Annotated in this window: 12 protein-coding genes; 9 read left to right on the forward strand and 3 right to left on the reverse strand. The window is 65.0% G+C overall.

What is annotated here, in order from left to right:
* Window positions 1-627 precede the first annotated feature (627 nt).
* From BWR02_RS13025 to BWR02_RS13040, 4 genes are all read left to right on the forward strand, one after another.
* Window positions 628-3,756 (forward strand): FHA domain-containing protein, encoded by a 3,129-nt coding sequence (locus BWR02_RS13025; protein WP_139558213.1) that lies wholly within the window; start codon window positions 628-630, stop codon window positions 3,754-3,756.
* A gap of 204 nt (window positions 3,757-3,960) precedes the next feature.
* The gene (locus tag BWR02_RS13030; protein ID WP_139558214.1) at window positions 3,961-4,194 is read left to right on the forward strand and encodes a DUF2789 domain-containing protein; all 234 of its coding nucleotides are present in this window, start codon (window positions 3,961-3,963) and stop codon (window positions 4,192-4,194) included.
* A gap of 291 nt (window positions 4,195-4,485) precedes the next feature.
* Window positions 4,486-4,938, forward strand: a complete 453-nt coding sequence (locus BWR02_RS13035) for an Hsp20/alpha crystallin family protein (protein ID WP_139558216.1) — start codon at window positions 4,486-4,488, stop codon at window positions 4,936-4,938.
* Window positions 4,939-4,957: 19 nt separating this feature from the next.
* Complete coding sequence (locus BWR02_RS13040; RefSeq protein ID WP_139558218.1) at window positions 4,958-5,335, forward strand: Hsp20/alpha crystallin family protein; 378 nt, start codon at window positions 4,958-4,960, stop codon at window positions 5,333-5,335.
* A gap of 90 nt (window positions 5,336-5,425) precedes the next feature.
* On the opposite strand, the gene amrA is transcribed toward BWR02_RS13040, so the two are convergent.
* Both amrA and amrB read right to left on the reverse strand, forming a co-directional pair.
* Window positions 5,426-5,998, reverse strand: a complete 573-nt coding sequence (gene amrA, locus BWR02_RS13045) for an AmmeMemoRadiSam system protein A (protein WP_139558220.1) — start codon at window positions 5,996-5,998, stop codon at window positions 5,426-5,428.
* On the reverse strand, window positions 5,991-6,776 hold the full coding sequence (gene amrB, locus BWR02_RS13050) for an AmmeMemoRadiSam system protein B (RefSeq protein WP_139558221.1): 786 nt from the start codon (window positions 6,774-6,776) through the stop codon (window positions 5,991-5,993). The genes amrA and amrB overlap by 8 nt, the downstream gene beginning before the upstream one ends.
* Before the next feature lie 117 nt (window positions 6,777-6,893).
* Between amrB and amrS the strand changes: the two genes are divergently transcribed.
* Entirely contained in the window at window positions 6,894-7,991 is a 1,098-nt protein-coding gene (gene amrS / locus BWR02_RS13055) for an AmmeMemoRadiSam system radical SAM enzyme (RefSeq protein ID WP_139558224.1), read from the forward strand.
* Between the two features lie 498 nt (window positions 7,992-8,489).
* A complete protein-coding gene (locus BWR02_RS13060; RefSeq protein WP_139558225.1) occupies window positions 8,490-9,452 on the forward strand; it encodes a patatin-like phospholipase family protein in 963 nt (320 codons plus the stop codon).
* Window positions 9,453-9,695: 243 nt separating this feature from the next.
* On the opposite strand, the gene BWR02_RS13065 is transcribed toward BWR02_RS13060, so the two are convergent.
* Complete coding sequence (locus tag BWR02_RS13065; protein WP_129884453.1) at window positions 9,696-9,947, reverse strand: hypothetical protein; 252 nt, start codon at window positions 9,945-9,947, stop codon at window positions 9,696-9,698.
* A gap of 533 nt (window positions 9,948-10,480) precedes the next feature.
* Between BWR02_RS13065 and BWR02_RS13070 the strand changes: the two genes are divergently transcribed.
* From BWR02_RS13070 to BWR02_RS13080, 3 genes are all read left to right on the forward strand, one after another.
* A complete protein-coding gene (locus BWR02_RS13070) occupies window positions 10,481-11,584 on the forward strand; it encodes a glycosyltransferase family 2 protein (protein WP_139558227.1) in 1,104 nt (367 codons plus the stop codon).
* A gap of 527 nt (window positions 11,585-12,111) precedes the next feature.
* On the forward strand, window positions 12,112-12,903 hold the full coding sequence (locus tag BWR02_RS13075; RefSeq protein WP_129884451.1) for a caspase family protein: 792 nt from the start codon (window positions 12,112-12,114) through the stop codon (window positions 12,901-12,903).
* A 149-nt stretch (window positions 12,904-13,052) separates the two neighbouring features.
* The gene (locus tag BWR02_RS13080; protein ID WP_139558229.1) at window positions 13,053-19,178 is read left to right on the forward strand and encodes a DUF7379 domain-containing protein; all 6,126 of its coding nucleotides are present in this window, start codon (window positions 13,053-13,055) and stop codon (window positions 19,176-19,178) included.
* Window positions 19,179-19,182: the final 4 nt, after the last annotated feature.

The following is a 19,182-nucleotide window of genomic DNA, read 5'->3' on the forward strand; positions in this document are numbered from 1 at the left end:
GCTCGATTCTGAACGGGCTCGGCCCTCCGCATACCATGTCTCTCGAGAGAGCGGGTAGGCGACCGACGGTGGGTTCTGCGTGTAGGACACCTCGAGGACCGCGCCGCTTGAGCGGAGCTTACACGACACTGCGTCGACGTGAGTCCGGCCGGGTGCACGGTGGCAGCGATCAGGCGCATCGGACCCCGCCGCGGCGGTGCTGCCATCCCCGTCGGAACAGGGTTTGAGGCCGTGGTTTCTGGCGGGCAAGTAAAGGGCATCGAGGCCGGATCGGCGCGGCATCCCTTCGACCCCACCGTTGGACAGCCATCGCAAGCCGCGGCACCGATGGCTGCAGTCGCGGCGGATGGCGTAAAATCGCGGCAACAATAAGGAATCACGGCGAATGCCCACGACCGAACGTTCCGCCCGGCATCGCGCCCGCGCAGTCGTTGCCGACCGACCCATGTGCATCAACCGATCACTGCATAGCCAGCGAGGGGACGCGAGCCGTTTCGCCGCTATACCGCGGTCGCCTTCGGACTTCCGGAACCAGTCCCGGCCGCCGGCAGCCCCGGAACCTTGCCGTCCTCGGGGCCATGCTTCCCTGCGAATCCCTCAGCAACCCCGGTCGCTCGAGTGTGAGTCATGAATGTGCTGGCGATACTTGAGGTGCAGTTTGCCTGGGGGGGCTCGGACGAGCACGCCCTGACGCAGCCCGTGACGCATATCGGACGAGCCGCCGATAACGACGTGATCCTCAACGATCCCCAGGTTTCCTTGCACCACGCCAAGCTCAGCTTTCTGGGCGGTCAGGCCTGGCTGATGGATCTGGGGAGCCTGTACGGCGTGACGGTCAACGGCCATCTGACGCCGCCGCGTACGTCGGTGATGCTGGATCCCGATGCCGAGTTTCAGATCGACGAGTTCACGTTCAGGCTCCGCAGCCCCGTCCAGGAAGATCTGCCACCGGTCTCGGAACGGGTCAGCCTGGGTTCGATGCCCGTGCCGGGGCTCGTGGCCAAGGTCGACGGACGTCTGCTGAAGTTCCCGCTCGACAGCCACACGGTCTCGATCGGGAGTACGCCGGACAACGATATCGTGATCCCTTGTCCGCGGGTCGCGCCTCATCACGCGGAGGTGCACTTGAGCGGGGACCGCTATGTGATTGCGGCCCGGGAGGGGGCCCCGTCGCTGCTCGTCAGCGGAGGGGAAGTGCGCGAGCACGTGTTCGAGCACGGCGACACCGTCGGTCTGGGCGATCCCTCGGTGGCGCTGCAGTTCCGCGCCAGCCTCGGCTTCATCGCGGTGTCCGGAGGGGCGACACCCGGCGAGGCGATCGAAATCGATCTGAAGGGCCAGGACCTGATTGCGGTTGGACGCGCACCCGACAATCAGATCGTGCTGGATCATCCCCAGGTGTCGCTGCATCACGCGCTGCTGGAGCGGCGCGGCTCGCGCTACCGGATCCGTGACCTCAAGAGTACCGGCGGCGTCTTCGTCGGCGGCAAGCGCATCGAGGACGAAGCCTGGCTGCGAGAGGGCGACGAGATCCGGATTGGCGGTATCCGCCTGATCCTGCATGAGGATGGGCTGGAAGAGTACTGGCAGGAGGGGCTGCGCCTTGACGCGCGGCACCTCAACAAATGGGTGTCGGTCGAGGACAACCTGCTGCAGGACATTTCGCTGTGCATCTGCCCGCAGGAATTCGTCGCGCTGGTGGGCATGAGCGGTGCCGGCAAGTCCACGTTGATGGATGCCGTGAACGGCTTCCGACCTGCCACACACGGGCAGGTCTCCGTCAACGGGATCGATCTCTACGCCAACTTCGATCTGTTCCGGAACGACATGGGCTATGTCCCGCAACGGGACATCGTCCATCAGGAATTGACGGTCTACAGCGCGCTCGACTACGCCGCGCAGCTGCGCATGGCGCCCGACACGGCGCCGGCCGAGCGACATGCCCGCATCCGCGAGGTGCTGGACGATCTCGATCTGACCGAACGCCAGGACATGCCGATCCACCAGTTGTCGGGAGGCCAGATCAAACGGGTCAGCATCGGGGTGGAGTTGCTGACCAAGCCCCGGCTGTTTTTCCTTGACGAACCGACCTCCGGCCTCGATCCCGGCACCGAGCACGAGATGATGAAGCTGCTGCGGAAACTCGCCGATCAGGGGCGGACGATACTGCTCAGCACGCACGCGACGAAGAACGTCATGATGTGCGACAAGGTCATTTTCCTCGCGCGAGGTGGTCATCTGGCGTATTTCGGTCCGCCGGAAGAGGCCTTGCCGTACTTCGACCAGTTCCGTTCGGCTCGCGAGCGGCGTCGGGAAGATATCGAGTTCGACCACATCTACGGCATCCTGTCGGACGAGGCGCGTGGGACCCCTGAAGCCTGGAGTCAGCGCTATCGCGATTCCCGGCAGTATCGCGAGAACATCGTCGAGCGCCTGAACGGTCAGTCCTCGCCGGTTGCAGCGGCGGGCGAACGACCCAAACTGCACCGGTATGCCGGGACCTTCCGTCAGTTTCTGGTGCTGTCGGCCCGCAATCTCGACATCATGCGGCAGGACCGTTTCGGCCTCGGGCTGATGCTGTTGCTGGCGCCGGTCATCGGCCTGATGGACTTCATCTGGGGCAGCACGCTGTTCGATCCCGAGCGCGGAGATCCGACCAAGATCATCACCGTGCTGTTCATGGCGGGGCTGATCGCGGTGATGGTCGGTGCCATGGCCAGCGTGCGCGAGATCGTCAAGGAAGTCGACATCTACAAGCGCGAGCGGGCGATCAACCTGAAGGTGACGTCTTATGTGCTCTCGAAGGTATGGGTCGGTGTCTGCCTGTCGCTCTACCAGGCGGCCGTGTTGCTGGCCTGCAAATGGTTCTTCGTGTTGTCCTCCAGCGGCCTGTCGCCCCCCGATTACGCAGGCCTGTTCCTGACGCTGTTTCTCGGTACCCTGAGCGGGTACCTGATTGGCCTGTGCATCAGCGCTGCGGCGCCGAATCAGAACGTCGCGATCCTGCTGGTCGTGGTCGTGCTGGTGCCGCAGTTTCTGTTCGCCGGCGCGCTGTTGCCGCTGGACCTGATTCCAGGCGGCGAGAAGATCAGTGCCGGGGCGACGTCGCGCTGGGCCTTCGAAGCAATGGTCAACATCACCGGTGTGGGCCGTGATCTGGTCAAGGACCCGTGCTGGAAGGCGGTGCAGCGCAACCAGCAACATCCGTCGGACCTCACCGAGGAACAGCGGGCGCAATGTGCGTGCATGGGGGCGCGCATCTTCGACGAATGCCGGTTCCCTGGGGTGCGTGATCCCGATTACTACGATCAGACGATGTACCAGGTGCTGGTGCGCGGCAAGCCAAGGGAGCCCGCAGCGCCGGTCGTCCCGGCCGAACCGCCGCGTCCGGCAAAGCCGCGCGGCCTTCCCGCGCGCCCGACCCCGGCCGACCAGCAGCGCTATCAGCGCGACATGCAGAGCTATCAGGACCGCATGGACCGCTATGAGAAGCGGATGACGGACTACCGCAACGGGATCGATGACAAGACCGACAGCTACAAGGCCGCGATGAAGGAGTACGCGGCCCGCATGGAGGACTGGCAGAAGGCCCGCACCAAGGTTGCCGCGGTGGAAGGCATGATGGAATCCGTCTACGACAAGTACGGGCAGGCCTTCCGCGGCAGGCCCGAAGGCCGCTGGCTCGCGATGACGGCCATCATGGTCGTCGTCTTCGGCCTGATCCTCGTATTTCAGAAACGCAAGGACACCGTCTGAGCGCGTTGCGTGGGCGGCGCCGGTTCGCCCGCGACTATTGTCGTTTCGTCCCGCCAAGGTAGCGAGCGCCACGCGCACGGCGCGCGCTACGAAATGCTCGCCGCGATGCGTTTGGGTCGGTTCCGACCCTCGAACCGTGCGCCATGCGCCTGCAGCGACACCAGGAGTAGAATCAGATGCCTGTCGTCATGCCGCAGGTGTGCCATGGATACCTCGCCCCATAATCTCCGGACGCTTTTTCGGCAACTGGGTTTATCCGATCGCTCACAGGACATCGACCGCTTCGTGGTCGAGCACAGGCTCCCGACACCGGCCCAGCCGCTTGCGGCCGCACCGTTCTGGAGTCCGGCGCAGGCCGCGTTCCTCCGGGAAGCCATCGAGCAGGACTCCGACTGGTGTGAAGCGGTCGACGAGCTCGACCGCATGCTGCGCGGCTGAGTGTCGCGCCGGAACCCGGCGCGATCGCCCCTTGGAGTCCGCTCTACACTGACGCTCCGGCACCGCTGCGGTGGTGCCCGGACTGCGGCGTCGGACGACCTTTCCCGCTTCGAATTGACCCGTTGCGCTCTCGGGTCCCCCTTGTGTGCGGCAAAAGTGCTAGGCGGAGTTGCCCTTGAATTCGTGTGGCCTTGTCACCATCGTAGCGTCACGTGAGGGGTGATGCGGATGGTACGAGCGGTGCCGCCGCCACCCGGCCTTTTCATCCATGGGCCCTGTGGAGGTACCAAAATGTATGAGTCATTACTGCGCCTGCCGGTGGATTTCTTCTCCGAGTTCGACCGGATTCAACGGGAGCTGAACCAGGCATTCGGCGGTGCCGGTGCGCCGACGAGCATTCGCGCCCTGGGGCGGGGTGCGTTTCCCAGAGTCAACATCGGCACCAGTGCCAAATCGGTGGAAGTCTACGCGTTACTGCCGGGCGTCGATCCGGCCAAACTGGACGTGAGCGTCGATCGGGGGCTGCTGACCATTGCCGGAGAGCGGGCGAGCGATTTACCGGCCGCCAGCGACAAGGTCAGCGTCTATGCCGACGAGCGCTTCGCAGGCAAGTTCAAACGCACGGTCAGCTTGCCGGACGATGTCGATCCGGCCGCGATCGAGGCCAACTACCGCGACGGCGTGCTGCGCGTATCCATACCGCGTCGCGAAGCGGCCCAGCCGCAGCGTATCGAAGTGAAGTGAAAGGCAGAGGATCACACCCATGAGCGAGAAACAAGACGTGGCAAAAAGTGATGTTGCACAGCAGACGCAGGCGGTGCTGCCGCCGGTCGACATTGTCGAGGATGAAGCCGGTATCCGGTTGACGGCAGATTTGCCGGGCGTGCCCAAGGACCAACTGTCGGTGCGCACCGAAGGTCAGAGTCTGCTGATCGAGGGGCAGGTCGCAATCGACACGCCGGAGGGCATGGAACCGGTCTACGTCGAGACGCGGTCGCCGGTCTACCGACGCACGTTCAACCTGAGCCGTGACCTCGATCCGACGAAGATCGAGGCCGCCTTCCGCGACGGTGTGCTGACGCTGCGGATCCCGAAAGCCGAGCATGCTCAGCCCCGCAAGATCGCAGTCAGCGTCGTCTGACCCCCCGCGCCCGGCCGGACGACGGCCGGGCCTTCCTCCCTGAGCCCGTCATGTCGGAGGCCCGAACCGCGCCGGTATTGTCGGGGAAGACTAGGGTATGTGTTCCGCGCGATAGCGGAAGACGGTCAGGGTGTCCGACCAGTATTCCGCAGGCAGACCGGCCTTCTGCTTCAGATGCCTTACGAAGCGGTGAGGCTCGGGCAGTGATTCCCAGACAGCCGGCAGGAAGGTTGCGCGGCGCGAGCCCTCTTGCAGGATCAGCCCGTCTTCACCAGGGCGGAGCTGTCGCAGCAGATCGGACTCGGAAGCCGCTTCCACCGGTTCGGGGTGCGTCAACAGCGACAGATGAATTTCCAGATCGGCGAACTCATGCAGCGCGACCGGCGGAAAGCGGGGGTCGCGGAACGCGGCCGCATACGCATTTTCAGTCACGTCGGCGATGAGTGGACGATGCGCTTCCAGTGAGCCGATGCAGCCCCGAAGCGTGCCTTGTCGCTGCAGTGTCACGAAGCTGGCGCGGTGCTCCCGTAACTCCGGAGGGCACTCATCCAGGGGCGCTGCCAGGGGTCTGCCGTGCTGAAGCCCAAAGCCGATCGATGCCCGCGCCAGGTCAAGCAAACTCAGCCGCACTGCCGGCGCCAGCGGCGCGTCGAACTCAGCCAAGAGCGTAGGCCCCGTAACCGACGACCCGGTCCTTCGATCCCGCAGTGTCGCCCGAATTCCGCAGGTCGATCGTCTCGGCTCTGAGCCCGTGCCGGCTCGCGGCAAGCAGCAGCCCGCTGACCGGCAGGCGGCCACAGGCATCCTCGAAGGCGATGTCCTGCGGACGCAGCGACTCGATGGCCCGCGAGGTTGCCCGATCCATGCGTTGCGCCGTTGCATAGTCGTGGTAGTGACTCAGGTCGGAGCTGATCACGATGAGTGTCTCGTCGCCGCCCCAGAGACGGTCGAGCACCGTTGCGATCTCTTCCGGGGCGGCGTCGCCGACGACGAGCGGTATCAGCATGAACGTCTCCAGCGTCTCTTGCAGAAACGGCAGTTGCACCTCGAGGCTGTGTTCCAAGGCGTGGACTTCGTCCTGTACGTGCACGAAGGGCAGATCCGTCAGGGTGTCCAGGCTTGCGCGGTCGATTGTGACCTCACCCAGCGGCGAGGCAAAGCGGTCCGAACTGGGAATCGCGATCCCGCGGAAGGCGACGCGGTGCGATGGTCCCACCAGCACGACCCGTCGGATGCGGGCGCGCGCGCCAGCCAGGCGCCGGTAGGCGCTTGCCGCGATCGGCCCGGAGTAGATGTAGCCGGCATGGGGCGCGATGATCGCCTTGGGAATGCAGCCGGCGTCATCCCCGGCGTCGAGCAGACGCGTCACGACCGCGTGAAGCGCGTGCTGATCGGACGGATAGAACATCCCGGCGACGGCCGGGGGACGCGTGGTAGTCATAACGACCTCCCTGATTCAGTCGTGCCCTTGGGAAGGCACTTGTGACCGCGGTCTTGACGTCATACTGTGGGCAATACGGGGTCACCGTCAACCGGCCATTCACTGCGAGGTGCCGCCATGGACACGCACATCGATCCTAACGAAGGCTTCCCGACCCGCTTCTGGCACAAATTGAGCGACGGGCGCGTGCAGTGCGACATCTGCCCGCGCCTGTGCAAGCTGCACGAGGGCCAGCGCGGCCTGTGTTTCGTGCGCGGAAATGTGCACGACAGCGTGATGCTGCTCTCCTACGGACGCTCCAGCGGCTTTTGTATCGATCCGATCGAGAAGAAGCCCCTGAATCACTTTCTGCCCGGCACGCCGGTGTTCTCTTTCGGGACGGCGGGCTGCAATCTGGCCTGCAAGTTTTGCCAGAACTGGGACATCAGCAAGTCGCGTGAGATGGATTCCCTGATGGATCAGGCCAGCCCCGAGGCGATTGCCGCAGCGGCCAGATCCTTCGGCTGTCGCAGCGTTGCCTACACGTACAATGATCCGGTCATTTTTCACGAGTACTGCATCGACACGGCGCAGGCCTGCCATGCGCTGGGCATTCGGTCCGTGGCTGTCTCCGCCGGCTATCAGTGCCCCGAGCCCCGCGCCGAATTCTACGCTCACATGGATGCGGTCAATATCGACCTGAAGTCGTTCTCCGAAGACTTTTACCGCCGGGTCTGCGGTGGTCATCTCGAACCCGTGCTCGAAACGCTGCAGTACGTCCGCCATGAAACCAAGGTCTGGCTGGAAATCACGACGCTGCTGATCCCGGGGGAGAACGATTCGGAGCAGGAGCTGGAAGCCCTGACTCAGTGGGTCGTCGAAAGCCTGGGCCCGGACGTCCCCCTGCATTTCTCGGCGTTCCACCCGGACTGGAAAATGCTCAACACGCCCCCGACATCCCGCTCGACGCTGTCCGAAGCGCGGCGCATCGCACTGAAGAACGGCCTGCGCTATGTCTACGTCGGCAACGTTCACGACAAGGCCGCCGACAGCACGTATTGCCACAAATGCGGCCAGTTGCTGATTGGCCGTGACTGGTATGAACTGTCGGAGTGGAATCTGACCCCCAAGGGAACCTGCAGTGCCTGCGGGGAGCCGTGTGCTGGTGTGTTCGAGGCTTCCCCGGGCGATTGGGGTGCACGGCGGACTCCCGTCAGCCTGGCACACCGGACATGATGTCAGCCCCGCTCCCTGCAGGACCCGCCTTGTCGGCGCCTGTTCACGGTCCATGTGCTGGTTCCGGGCTCCATGACCATCCAGCAAGGGCATGATCTGGCGCCGATCATCGAAAACCTCCCCCGCGCGGCCCTACCTTAATCCTCTGATCGTCACCCAATGTGGAACTGCTCGACGATCCTGCCTCATGCGCGCATGGGACCGTGTCGGCCGGCCTCGACCCGATCGGTGGGTTGTCCTTCGGCGGACGATGACCGGCGTTGCCGAGTTGCTTTATCCTTCGACGATCCCGGTTGGCCTTCGGCACCGGATCGACGGTAATCTCACACGCGGGGTCTTGCCACATTCGGCTCGGTGCTGCCGTCGACCCGGCCCCGTTTTCATTCCAGGGGGGCGGGCAGGAGACATCCGCGGTAGCGGTGGCCGGACCCTCTCTGGACGACCGTCACCGACCCATATCCCCAGGCTTACTCAGGACTTCAGGCGGGAGATAGCAGCATGAAGCGAAAAGCGCGCGTTGCGTTGGCCTTTCAGGGTGGGGGGTTCCCCGCCGGTGCCGTTGCTGCCGGGGCGGTCCGGCGTCTCGTCGAAGAAGGGGCCTTCGTCGACCACGATATCCACGCATTCTCGGGAACATCGGCCGGTGCCTTGGTCGCCGCGGCTTGCTGGGGGCATACGCTGAAGGGAAGTGTGGCCGAACTGCCCGACATCCTCAAACGGCAGTGGCTGCATTTTGCCTGGGGTATGGTCCCGAATGCCGGTGTCGCTCGCACCGAGCAACTGCTTGACAGCCTCGGGCGTCTGAACCCGCTTTACGACGCATACTCGGCCAACATCGTCCAACCCTTCCTCCGCTATCTGATGAAGGAGTGGGTCCTCGCCTACATCCCGGTGGAGGAACTGCGGTCGCTGCGTGATCGCGCCGAGCGCGTTCCGGGCCTGGCGCTGGGCGCGGCGGATGTGCTGACCGGGGATATCAAGGTTTTCACCGAAAGGGATTTTTCGCTCGAGGCCTTGCTCGCTTCAGGTTCCCTCGACGAGATCAATGGCCTGACCCGGATCGAGGATGGCCCGAATCAGGGGGTCTACTGCGACGGTGCCTGGGGAACCAATCCGCCGCTGGTTCCGCTGCTCGACTATGGCGTGGACGAGATCTGGCTCGTACAGCACTTTCCCAAGCGACGAGAGGCCATTCCGCAATCTCCGGCGGAACGCAAAGACCGCAAGGATGAGCTATGGCAGAACGCGCTGGTGGAGCACGAATTGCATTTCATCGGGAAGGTCAACGAGTGGCTGGCATCCGGGCAACTCAGAAACGATGCCGGCCGGTATCGGCCGGTGACTGTAAAGACGATGCCGATGCGGAAGGATCTCCCTTCGGGGTCGGCATTCGTCAATTCGCCATCCTTCATCGAGGAGATGATGGCCTACGGCCACGAGCAGGCTGCCATCTTTCTATGACGCGAGGACACTCGCTGCCGGTCTTGCCGATACGAGGCCCGATTCCGTGTCGTCGGGCGCATTCCATAATTGCCCGGTGCCTCCTCCGCCTGTTCGTCCTTAACGCGCGTCAACCAGCCCTCGCGGGGCGTCAGGCTTAAGCGGGGTGTCGATCGCCGGTGCCCGGGACTCGTCGGGCGGCGCTTTGCTGCGAGCGATGGGCAATGGCGCCCAGAGGGCCCGCGGGTGATCGCCGGCCTCGGGTCAAGGCAAGTTGCCCATGTCGGGACGGCCGGTCAACCGTTTCCAACTGCCTTTTTGCCAAGTCAGCCATCCGCCGTAGGCGATGCCGGCCCACGCGATGTAGACGATCAGTGACGAAAACATCAGCACCAGAAAACTGAGGACGATCAGCGTGATTCCATCCCAGGACTCGCGTTCACTGAGTCGGGCCTGAGTCCAATCCACCAGTGCGTGCAGCGTGGAGGCCAAGCCGTGAGCTTGCGGTTGTTGCATTCGAGATCCTCTGGCAAGTGGTCGAAGGCCGGCGCCCTGACACTGCGAAACGGCGCCGACGATTGGCGCAAGGTTAACATTTTTGGAGGATGGTCAGCAGCGCCGGCTCGGTTTGGCTTCCGGGCGAAGTCACCGGCTGCGCGCTGTGGCCTTGGCAGTAACCACCGCCAGCCGTTGCGCGGCATTGTGGATCACGGTGCCGCTAACGGGCGATGGTGGCGCGCGGGCCGTCCCGGTCGCGCAATACCGAGATCGCTCCCGTGTTGTTGATTGCTCCAAGGGAAGAGCAGGTTCCCGCCGCGGGTTGATTGCTCGTCTCGCGATGGCGCTGCAAACCCGCCTTTCGAGTGTCAGCCGAATTTACAATTTCTGCCGCCGGTAATTTCGACCGGGAGTCTGAGCCAGGCCCCACGCGGGATCCAAGCGCTCGGATGCGTCTGGCGTGATTTCTGCTTGATGTCAGGACGCAGGGAGCGACGCAATGCTCGGCTGTCTCTGCGCCCTGTCCCATCATCGATAGTTTGGAGCTGCTTATGCCGGCAATATCCGTGATCATTCCCGCATTCAATGCGGAAGACAGTCTTCCGGAGGCGCTGCACTCGCTGCAGCGCCAGAGCTTCCATGACTTCGAAGCGATCGTCGTCGATGACGGTTCCAGCGATGGTACGGCTGCGATTGCGGAGCGCATCGCGGCGAGCGATCAGCGTTTCACGGTACTGCGACAGCCGCGGAATCGAGGTGGGGCGGTCTGCATCAACAGTGCCCTCGATGTCGTGCGCGGTGACTGGATTACCGTGCTGGATGCGGACGACGCCTATGAGCCGAAGCGCTTGGAGACTCTGCTGCGGTCAGCGGAGAGGTGGGGTGCGGATCTGTTTGCCGACAACCTGCAACTGGTCGAAGACGGAACAGGTCGCCCCTTGGGGCTGTGCCTGGGCCCGGATCGCGTCCGCCGTGAGGGTCCGATCTCGTTCGAGGAGTTCCTGAAACTGGATGCGGTCGATCCCGGTGGCCGGCCCCGTATGGGGGTGGGATATTTGAAGCCGCTGATTCGTCGCGATTTCCTGAACCAGTATGGCATTCGCTACCGCACTGATTTGACGAGCAACTACGACGGCATGTTCCATGCCGAGTGTCTGCTCTGGGGTGCGCGTTATGTCCTCAGTCCCCGCGCGCATTACCGCTATACCGTCGCTCGTCCGGGCTCGATCGGCGTGATGTCGAAGGGGGCACGCTCGGTAACGAATCGACTGCAGCGGTGCCGTTTGTTGCTGGAACACGATCGAGTGGACCGCTTCAATGGGGCTGCGGGTCTGCTGCGACAGGAAATCAGAAACCTGCATCACGTCAAGGCATACGTGGAACTCGCCCTTGCCCTGCGCGGCCGCAACTATGGGGCGGCGCTGCGTTACGCCCTGACGCATTCGCGCGATCTTCCCTATGTGTTGAATCGGCTTTGCCACGCAGCGCTGCGCAAGCTTCGGAGCGAACAGCAGGGTACGGACCGTCTGTCGCCGCGGCGCATCGTGTCCATCTTTGCGCGCAACCTGGTGGCTCCGCGCCTTCCGCGTGCCTATTCGAGAAATCACAGGCATCCGCGGCTGTTGGAGTCTGAAGCCCCTCTGCGGCGCGGATAGGCCGCAGGGGCTCGCAGCGACGGTTCGTTTATGCCTCGCTGCTGAGACCTCCTAGAAGCTCCGGCATGGGTTCGTCGCAGCCTTCAGTGGAATTGAGTTCACGCCGCTCCCGGCGTCACGTCTCACTCCAGAGCCGCGATCGTGGTTCGCTCCGATCAATGGGTTCATACGCCCCCCTTGAGGGCATGACCGCCAACTCGGATGCCTGGTCTGCTGGCGCCCAGGTACTTTTCGCTCCGACGGTCTCATCTCGGCTGTTGCTTCCCCATCAGGTCGCTGATCCTGTTTGAGAAATCCCTTGTGACAGGTGCGTGCGGTGCCCCGTTGACAACACGATGCCCGCGGCGCATGCTCCAGCCTGCCATGGGTGGTGGGGCCCATCGGGTCATGGTCCGGCGACAGGGAATCGAGCGCCGCTCCTGAGGGACGTCGTCGAGCCGCCATAACGGCGGTAATGACGATAGCTAGTCCGGGGTTATCCGGCCCACCGCGCGGCTTCGCTTGACCCCAACTGCGAGGAGACCGCCATGACCAAGCGCGCCCTGTGCATCGGTATCAACGACTACCCCGGGACCGACAGCGACCTGTCCGGCTGCGTCAACGACTGCAATGACTGGGCTGCCGTGCTGGCGACCCGTGGGTTTGCGGTGGCCCAGTTGATCGACCGCCAGGCAACCAAGGCCAATATGGTGGCCGCAATTGGCGATCTGGTCGACAAGGCCGTCGCGGGCGACCGCATTGTGCTGACCTATTCCGGTCACGGTACCTGGGTGCCCGATGCGGACGGCGATGAGCCCGACGGTCGCGACGAAGCGCTCTGCCCGTGGGACATCGGCCAGGGCAAGGCGCTGCTGGACGATGAGTTGCGGGAGCTGTTCAGCAAGCGCGCGCGGGGTGTCCGGCTGCTGATGATCTCCGACAGCTGCCATTCCGGCAGCGTGACCAAGGGCGATGCCGCCGACCTCGATCCCGGTCTGCCCAGGGCGCGTTTCCTGCCACCGGAAGCGTGGCTGAAGGGCATCGCCTTGCCCGCTGAAACACCCAGGAAGCTGCTCGGCGGCATGTCGCGCACCACGGGTGATCTGCTGATGGCGGGCTGTCTCGATACTCAATACAGCTGGGATACGCGTTTCCACAACCGCCCGAACGGTGCCTTCACCTTCTATGCGCTGAAGACGCTGGCGCGCCTCGAACCTGAGGCGACTTACCGTGACTGGTTCAAGAAGATCACCCCCGCTTATCTGCCGACGAACCAGTTGCCCCAGAACCCCCAGCTTTTCGGTTCCGCCGCAGCGCGCAAATGGCCGGTTTTTGCATGACTCGCTGATCGAACCACGCCGGGGTCGCACAGCCGGTGCAGGTCGTTTGCGCTGCCAGTGACGGCATGCCCTGACACCCCCCGCCGCCCGCGGACCGGGGCCACTGCGCGCCCTGGCAAGGTCCGAGCCCGCTTTGAGAAGGAGTTCCCATGACCCGATCCTCCGCACCACTCAAGCTGCGTTTCCCCCTGTCCGCGCCGCCCGTCGACGATGGCGCCAACCTGCCCACCGTGCTCACGCGGCCCGCCAATCGCGGGGAAGGCTGCGACCTCTTGCAGTTGTTGCCTAACGTCACGGCTGTACGGAGCTGGCCGCTGGCGCCGGCGAGCCGCAGTGCCGACGCGCCCGAGCAGGCGGAGGCGGCGGCCGACAGCCGCCTCCTCGCGCTGGAAGCGTCCGACGGCACCACCGTTTTCATGCGGGCCGACGCGCTGGCCGAGCGTCTCGCGCGCCTGCACCCGGAGGCCGTAGGTGTCGACGGCGCGGTCGACCTGGCACGGTTGTGCGAGCGCTCGACCGCCACCCGCGGGACAGGTGACTGGCTCTGGCGGCAAGTGACCGAGCTGGCGATCGAACCCGATGCGATACTCGATGCCGCTCGTGATAAGGCCGAGGAGTGGCTGGGCGAGAAAATCGGCGACAAGCCCACCGACTGGGCCGTTGCCGGTGCGTCATGGGCTGGTGCCAAGGCCCTGATGTGGGCCGTCGAGAGCCGGTTGGCCGCAGAGCCGGGCTTGTACCGCTGGCGCAACGGCGAAGCCTTGTCCGCGGCCGATCGCATGGACCGCGACAAGCTGCGAGTCCTCGCCGGCGGGGGCACGCCCGCCCTGGTGTTCATTCACGGCACGGGTTCCCATACGCTCGGGAGTTTCGGCGAGCTCCCGGCCAGTGCTGCCTGGGTAGGGCTGGTGGAGCACTTCGGCGAGCACATCTACGGATTCGAGCACCGAACCTTCTCCGAAAGTCCGATCGACAACGCCCTGCAACTGTTAAGCGAGTTGCCCGACGGAGCGAGGATCAGCGTCGTGACCCATTCGCGTGGCGGGCTCGTCGGAGACCTCCTGTGCGTGAACCCTGACGATACGACGACGCCGTTCGACGCGTTGATCGAGCAGTATCGCCGCCGGCCTCGGCAGGATGAGATTGCGGCGGAAGATGCCGATCCGCGTCTGAAATCATGGCGCGAAGCCGCTGCGGAGCAGGAGCGCGACAAATTGCGTCAACTGCTGACCGCGCTGCGGCAGCGTCGGCTGGTCATCGATCGCTACGTTCGGGTGGCTTGCCCAGCGCGCGGTACCGCGCTGCTGTCCGACAATCTCGATGTCTTTCTGTCGGGCCTGCTGACCCTGGTGCGCAAGTTTGGCGCCTGGTCCAGCGGTGCGGTGGCCGGTCTCGTCGCAACGCCGGCGGCCGGCGTTGCGGCCCGGGCCGCGGCCGATCGCTGGCTGCATTGCCTGGCTCGGGTCGTGCTTGAGATCGCCGAGAAGCGGCTTCAGCCTCAGGTGGTCCCCGGGATCGAGGCGATGCTGCCCGAGGCTCCGATGGGCATGTTTTTGGGGCTGGCTCCGTGCCGCACTCTGCCGATGGCGATCGTCGCGGGTGACATCGATGGCGGTGGATGGATAAAGCGGATCGGGCTGGCCTTCACCGACTGGATGTTTTTCGATCGGCTGGACAACGATCTGGTCGTGGACAGCGCGTCGATGTACGCCGGTATTGCGCCGCGAGCGGAAGCCCAGGCGATTTTCGTGCAGGGCACTGAGGTCAATCATTTCCGTTACTTTCGCGACGCGACCGCTACCGGGCGCCGCCCGCTGCCGGAAGCGATGGTCCGCTGGCTGGTCGAGGAACGACCCGAGGAGTTGACCGAGTGGCAACCCCTGTCCTCGGTCTTGCCGGGCACGGCGAAGCCGGTATCCCGCGGCGGCCCCGTCCCGCTGCCGCCGAAGAATTCCCGCCCGGTGGTCGTCTATCTGCCCGGGATCATGGGCAGCAGTCTCTATGTGGCGCGGGGCGGCAAGAAGGATCACGTCTGGGTCGACCCGGACGATCTCGTATTCGGCGGGCTGGAAAAAATTGCCGTTGGCAAGCCAGCGATCCCCGAAGGCGTGGTCGATATGGCGTATGGCAAACTCGAGGAACACCTGGCCGCGCGCGGCTACTACGTCGAGACCTGCGCCTACGACTGGCGCAAGCCGGTTACCGAACTCGGCCGCGAATTCGCGGTGCGGTTGGCCACGGTGCTGAGCGACCATAAAGCTCAGCCGATCCGCATTCTGGCCCACAGCATGGGTGGACTGGTCGTCCGGGCCGCGTTGGCCAGCCGGCAGCCACGCGCGGACTTTTTCGGTCGCGAAGGCAACCGGTTGATCATGCTGGGTACGCCGAATCACGGTTCGCACCTGATGGTGCAGACCCTGTTCGGCCTGTCTGGCACGATACGTACGCTGGCGCGCTTCGATCTCAAACATGACATGGACGAAGTCCTGGCCATCGTCAGCGGCTATGGCGGCGCGATCAACCTGCTGCCGGCACCCGACTTCGTCGATGTCGGCAGCTATGCCGGCAAGCGCTTCTATGACCGGGCCGAGTGGGAGCGACTCAAGGAGGTCAACGACGATTCCTGGTTCGGCCGGAATCTCTGCGGCGTTCCATCCGCGGCGGCACTGGCCGAAACGGCGAAGTTCTGGGACTCGCTCGCGGACACCGATTGGGTTCGCCACTATGGCGAACGGATCGCCTACGTCTTCGGTCAGGCCGATGCGACGCCCTGCGGACTATCGGCGCTGTGGACCCCCGACGGCCGTATGCGAGAGCTGTTGATCGCCGAAACGCCCTTCGGCGACGGCTCCGTGACATGGGCCTCGGGTCGATTGCGCGGTCTGCCCGACGAGAACTACTGGTTAATGGAAGCCGACCATATGGGCCTGACCAGTACGCCCAGATTTTTCGGTGAGATCGAGGCCTTGCTGGAAGGTCGGATGCCGCGATTGAAGCGCTTGCCGGTAAGCCGCGGAGCCGGAGGGAGCGTGGACGGCGCGGTGACCACGCGCCGTCCCGGTCCGCCCCCGGGGTGGCCCACGGCCGCCGAGGTGCAGATGCGCCTGCTGGGCAGTCGGCCAGCGACGCTGAAGCCCCGTCGCGCGGAGCGAGTGCTGGAAGTGATGGTGCGCGGCATCGATCTGCGATTCGTCCAGATTCCGGTCATGTGCGGCCACTATCGTGGCGATCCGATCGCTGGCGCGGAAGGCGTGATCGACCGTCACCTGGTGGCCGGAGCGCTCGGCGAGCGTCATCGGCTCGGTATCCGTACGGGAGAACTCGGGACCGCAACCGTCGTGCTGATGCCGCGGACTGCCGCCCAGCGTCTGCGGCGCACCGGGCGTGGCGCCATCGTCGTCGGGTTGGGTGAGATGGGGCGACTGTCGGCGGACAATGTCACCGAGGCCGTGCGCAGCGGCGTGCTGAGCTACCTGTTGCACGCGTCGAACCGCTACAGCGAGGAGTGTGTCCAGCAGGATGGCGTCGTTGCCGACGGCGGGCCGCTGCCGCTGCGTCTGGCGAGCGTGCTGATCGGCACGAATTCCGCGTCGCAACTGGAGGTCGGCGAGGCCGTTCGGGCCATCGTGCTCGGGGTGCTGCATGCCAACCGCGACTTTGCGCTGAACGCGCCCGGGGGACGGAATGCCCGGGCCTATGTCGCGGGTCTGGAACTGGTGGAACTGTACCTCGACACGGCGATTGCAGCGGCCCGAGCGGTCAGCGAACTCGAAGCCACGTTGGGTCGCGAACTGGAACGGCTCGGCGCACGGCTTGAGGTGGCCGCGGAACTGTCCCGCGGCGACGGATCGCGCCACCGTCTCGATGTGATGCCGTTCACCGACTACTGGCCGCGTCTGACGGTGACCGACGCCGATCGCGACGAGCTGGGGTGTAGACCGGAGTGCTACACGCCGCGCTGGCGCAATCCGATTCCGCCGGATGCGATGCGCCGCCTGCTCGGGTTGTACGGGGTTGGCGATCGGGGAGGGCAGCCCGAACTGTCCGGTCTGCCGTTCGGTCTCGATCAGACACCGATTGTGTCGTTCGCCGAACATCTGCGCTACGCCTATCTGGGTGAGCGAGCCCGCGCCGAGGTCATCGTGCAGCAACGCCAGCCCGGGCTGATCGAAAAGCTGGTCCGCGATGCGCTGACCGGCCCGGCCAGCACCGTCTACGTTGCCCGTAGCGGGTTTGGCGCGACGCTGTTTCCGATGCTGGTGCCGCTCGAACTCAAGGCCTCTCTGCGGCGCGCGCCCAATCTGATCCTGATGGTCGACGAGGCGACTGCGAATCTGCCGTGGGAAATGCTGGAGGTGGACGGCACGCCGTGGGTGACCGAGACACAGGTCGTCAGGCAGTTTCTGACGGCCCGCTTCCGGCGCGAAGTGATTCGTGCCGAGAAACTGACCGCGTTGGTGATCTCCAACCCCAGTACCGAGGGCTACCATGCGCAGTTCGGCGGCCCCGGCTGGAAGCCGGAAATCGGTGTGGACGGTCAGCCCCTACCCGACCGACTGCCCGAACTGAAGGGGGCGGTCCGCGAAGGCGAGGTCATCGCCGGAGCGCTTGAGGCAGCCGGTTATGCGGTCGAAGCCGCACCGCCCGACTCCCGAGCGGCCGAGGTTTTCGCAAAGCTGCTGGCCCAGCCCTATCGGGTCCTCGTCGTGGATGCCCATGGTGTGTTCGGAAAGCGGGCCGCGGATGGCACTTACCGCAGCGGCGTCGTGCTGTCGGACGGACTGCTGCTGTCCGCCGCCGAGATCGGTTTGATGGCAACGGTGCCCGATCTGGTGTTCCTGAACTGTTGCCATCTGGCACGGGCCGGGGTTGGCGAGGGTGGCAACCGGCTCGCGGCGGGTCTGGCCCGCGAACTGATCGAGATGGGCGTTCGCGGCGTCGTGGCGGCCGGCTGGGAAGTGCGCGACGATGCCGCGCGTACCTTTGCCGAGACCTTCTTTCAACAGATGGTGGGGCGCGGAGTGTCCTTTGGTCGAGCCTTGTCTGAGGCTCGCCGGACTACATTCCAACTGCACGCCGATTGCAATACCTGGGGCGCCTATCAGGCGTATGGCGATCCGGAGTTCCGGCTCGCCACGGTCTCGACCGAGGCCTCGGACATGGACCGGCTGGTTTCGCCCGAGCAATTGCTGGACTGGCTGGCGCAGCGCCGCGTCGAGGCGGGAGCAGGCGAAGGCAAGGGCACGGACTTCCGGAGCATCAAGCGGCGCGTGACGAATCGCTTGCGCAAGGTCCCGGAGCCCTGGAAAGCGCGTGCGGATGTACTGGAAGCCTGCGCCCGGCTCTATGCGGAATACCTGCCGGAGGGATCGGAGGCCGCACGGCTGGCTTTCCAGGCAGCGCTGGCCGAAGACTCGCGGCAGGCGCCGGCGTCGATCTCGGCCATCGAACAGTTGATCAACCTTGAGGCGCGTGAAGGGGAATGGCGGAGCATGCCCGGTTCCAATCAGGATCTCGATGAAGCCCGGCGGCTCGCCCGCAGTGCCGTCAAGCGCATTACGGCCCTGGAGGATCTGACCTCCGGCGCCGCGGTGCCCCTCAACGTCGAGCGGCAGTCTATCTTCGGCAGTGCGTACAAGCAGGCTGCCGCCGTCGCCTTGCGGGCGGGGCAAGGCTGGGAAGCGGTTGAAGCCAGCCTCAAAAAGGCTCGGGAGGCCTATGCCCGTGGTGAAGGCGACCCGTCCGTGCCGGGTTGGAACCCCTACGCCTGCCTCAACCGCCTGCAGCTCGATGCGGTGCTCGGTGCCCCTGCGGACGATGCGTGTCGCGTCGCGCTGGCCCGGTGCGAGCGTGCGGCGCGGAGCCGTTTCGCCGCGACCTACGATTTCTTCGATGGCGTCATGGCGGCGGACACGGCAGTCACCGAGTGGTTGTTCGACCGGAAGCCGCCGCGCTCGGAACGCGCGCAGGATGAGGATGCGGATCGATTGCTCGCCATTTATCGGGGTGCGTTTAAGGATCTGTCGGCCTCGGGACGTCAGCGCGACTCAGTCGTAACACAGCTTCAGCTTGTGGCGGAGTTCCTGGAGGCACGGGGCGAAAAGGTGGAGAAGGGCGATCGTGCGCGCAGTGCCGTGCTACGCCGTTTGGCCGCCCAACTCGGCGGAATGGCCGACCCCGGCCACGGGGCGTCAGCGGAGGCCGTGCCGGTCCCGGATCACACAGGGGAGGCAGCGAACGACGCACCGCCGGACGGCGAGGAGCCAGGGCGGTAAGCAT

The organism is Methylotetracoccus oryzae (assembly GCF_006175985.1).
In the GTDB taxonomy this organism is placed as follows: Bacteria; Pseudomonadota; Gammaproteobacteria; order Methylococcales; family Methylococcaceae; genus Methylotetracoccus; species Methylotetracoccus oryzae.